The organism is Stenotrophomonas sp. HMWF023, assembly GCF_003060985.1.
In the GTDB taxonomy this organism is placed as follows: domain Bacteria; phylum Pseudomonadota; class Gammaproteobacteria; order Xanthomonadales; family Xanthomonadaceae; genus Stenotrophomonas; species Stenotrophomonas lactitubi.
The window spans coordinates 10,725-13,532 of record NZ_QAIJ01000083.1 but is presented as its reverse complement, the minus strand read 5'-3'; the positions used below and the strand labels follow the sequence as shown (position 1 = coordinate 13,532).

The 2,808-nt window shown below is 67.3% G+C and carries 2 protein-coding genes; one reads left to right on the top strand and one right to left on the bottom strand.

Annotation, left to right across the window (positions count from 1 at the left end; translation table 11 throughout):
• The first annotated feature begins 208 nt into the window (after window positions 1-208).
• Window positions 209-883 (top strand): response regulator transcription factor, encoded by a 675-nt coding sequence (locus DBR20_RS03475; RefSeq protein WP_108265188.1) that lies wholly within the window; start codon window positions 209-211, stop codon window positions 881-883.
• 7 nt (window positions 884-890) lie between these two features.
• On the opposite strand, the gene DBR20_RS22580 is transcribed toward DBR20_RS03475, so the two are convergent.
• The coding region (locus DBR20_RS22580; protein WP_258223192.1) for a PAS-domain containing protein at window positions 891-2,808 on the bottom strand (1,918 nt) is incomplete at its 5' end.

The window sequence follows — 2,808 nt, the reverse complement described above, 5'->3', positions numbered from 1 at the left end:
CTGCTCGAACACCGGAGCTGCGGCGGTGGGGCGGGGCGGGGCGGCATCGGCGACGGAGAGACCGCCCGGCAACAGGGCCAACGCGGCGCACAGCGGAGCAAGGGAGCGATGGATGTTCATTGCTCCACCCTAGCAATCCGGGCGGCGCACACCAGCGTACCTTGGTACCCGTGCCCAGGCGCAGGCGATTTGCTAACCTCGGCTGGACATGCCGACCCTGCTCATCGCCGATGACCACCCTTTGTTCCGCGCGGCGCTGCATCGCGCGGCCGAGGAGGCAGTGGCCGACCTGCAGATCAGCGAGGCCGATTCGCTGCACAGCGTGCTCGAAGCAATAGAGAGCCAGCAGATCGACCTGATGCTGCTGGACCTGCACATGCCCGGCAACCATGGTCTTGCCGGGTTGGCGACCATACGTGCACTGCAACCGGGGCTGGCGATCATCATCGTCTCGGCCAATGAAGAGCCGCACGTGATCCGCCGCGCCATCGATCTAGGCGCGGCCGGCTATCTGCCCAAGAGTTCAGGGCTGACCGATCTGCAGTCCGCGCTGCAGTCCGTGCTGGAAGGTGAGCGCTGGATTCCGGCGCTGCTGCGCGAGCCGGTGGCGCGGGTCGCGCCCTTCAACAAGGACGCCGATCTTGCTGCGCGCTTGTCCAGCCTGTCCGCGCATCAATACAAGGTGCTGAGCCTGGTGGCCGAAGGACTGCTCAACAAGCAGATCGCCGACCGGCTGGGTGTGCAGTTGCGCACGGTCAAGGCGCACATGACCCGCATCATGGGCCGGCTGGGCGTGCGTAATCGTGCGCAGGCCATCCGTGTGCTGCACGAGATGGGGTTGACCGATCCCTCGCGGCAGATCGAAGAGACGCCGGACGCCTGACCCTTGGTCAGGGTGTTGCCGTAGCGGCCGTTGCCAGCAGATGGTTGATCGCCCAGCGCAGGGCCAGCGGCTTGAACGGCTTGTTGAGCAGCGACAGGCCCACGCTGCGCACAGCCTCGCGGGTGTCGCTGCCGGTGTCGGCGCTGAGGATCACCGTCGGCCGCGTTCCGTGGACGGCGACAAGGCGCTTCCACAGTGCGACGCCCGTATCGCCATCATCAAGGTGGTAGTCGAACAGCCACAGTGCCGCCTCCTGTGCTGAGGAACCCAGCGCATTGACATCGCGCGCCGCGATGACATCGCAGCCCCAGGAAAGCAGCATCTGTCGCATCGCCTCCAGCGCCTCCGGATCGTTGTCGACCACCAGCACGCGGATGCCCTTGATGCTGCTGTTGCCAGCGGCGGGTTCAGTGCGTGGGGCCGCAGGCGGCGCTGCCCGCGCCACGCTGATGGAGAAGGTCGAGCCGCGATCGAGCACGCTCTGCAGTTGCAACGGCGCGTGCAGCAGATCGGCAATGCGGTTTGCAATGGTCAGGCCCAGACCGAGGCCCTGGCCGTTGCTGCGATCGCCACGATGGAATTCCTCGAACACTACCGCTTGCTGCTCCGGGGCGATGCCGGGTCCGCTGTCATGCACGCCGATCGTCAGGGCCTGGCCATGCCGGCGCACGCCCAGCAGCACGCCGCCATGGCGGGTGTAGCGGATGGCATTGGCCAGGAAGTTCTGCAGCACCCGGCGCAGCAGCAACGGGTCGCTGTGCACCCACGCGCGGGTCCGCACATGGCGGAACTGCAGGCCGCGCGCCGCTGCCAGCACAGCGAACTCCTGCGCAAGCGGATCCAGTACGGTCGACAGCGCGAACGGGCGCGGATCGGCGACCAGTCCGCCGGCTTCCAGTCGCGAAATATCGAGCAGGCCCGACAGCAGGTCGTCGGTGGAATCCAGCGCACCACGAATCTGCCGCAGGAAGCTGTCGAGGAACTCCGATTCGAGGTGCTGCGACATGGCATCGGTCAGCAGCTGCGCCGCATGCAACGGTTGAATCAGGTCGTGGCCGACGGCGGTGAGGAAGCGTGTCTTGGCCACGTTGGCCCGCTCGGCCTCATGCACGGCCTGTTCCAGCCGGGCGGTGCGGTCCTGCACGCGGCGCTCCAGGGTTTCGTTGCTGCGTTTGAGCGCGTCCTCTGCCCGCCGGAAAGCGGTGACATCGGTGAAGGTGGCCACGTAGCCGCCACCGGGCATCGGGTTGCCGCGGATTTCAACGATGGTGTTGTCCGGGAAGATCCGCTCGGACAGATGCGGAGTGCCGCGCCGCATGTGTACCACCCGCCGTTGCAACGCCTTGTCGCGCGAGTCGCCGGGGGTGTCGCCGATCTTCAGCTGCCCCAACGCCCACGCCGTCAGGTTCGACACCGGCTGTCCCACCTGCAGCAGCTCCGGCGGGAACTTGAACAGCGCGGCATAGCGGCTGTTCCAGGCCACCAGCTGCAGCTGCGCATCGACCACGCTGATGCCCTGGCTCATGTTTTCCAAGGCGGCTTCCAGCAGGCGCTGGTTGAAGCGCAGTACCTGGGTGGCTTCGCCGACCGCACGGGTGACGGCGTCCAGCGGTGCAGCGCCACCATCGCGGGCCGCCTCCACCAGCAGGCGTGCCATGCCCGCACCGACCACGGCGGTCAGCTCGCGTTCGATGGCGGTGACTCGGTCGTCATCCAGCATCTGCCCGGCATGCCCGTCCATCAGTTGGCGTGCCCGTTCCTGGCCGAGGAAGCGACCGGCCGTCTTGCGCAACGATGCCGCGGCGACCGCGTCGCGTTGCCGTGGCATCGAGGGACGCACCGCACGCGACACCAGCACAACGGTGGCCAGGTTGACCGCCAGGCTTGCGCCCATGCTGATGGCGATATGGCCCGGCTGCATGCGC

Bases quoted from the DNA above. Each gene is read 5' to 3' on its own strand.
- DBR20_RS03475 (WP_108265188.1), top strand. From the start codon at position 209: ATGCCGACCCTGCTCATCGCCGATGACCACCCTTTGTTCCGCGCGGCG.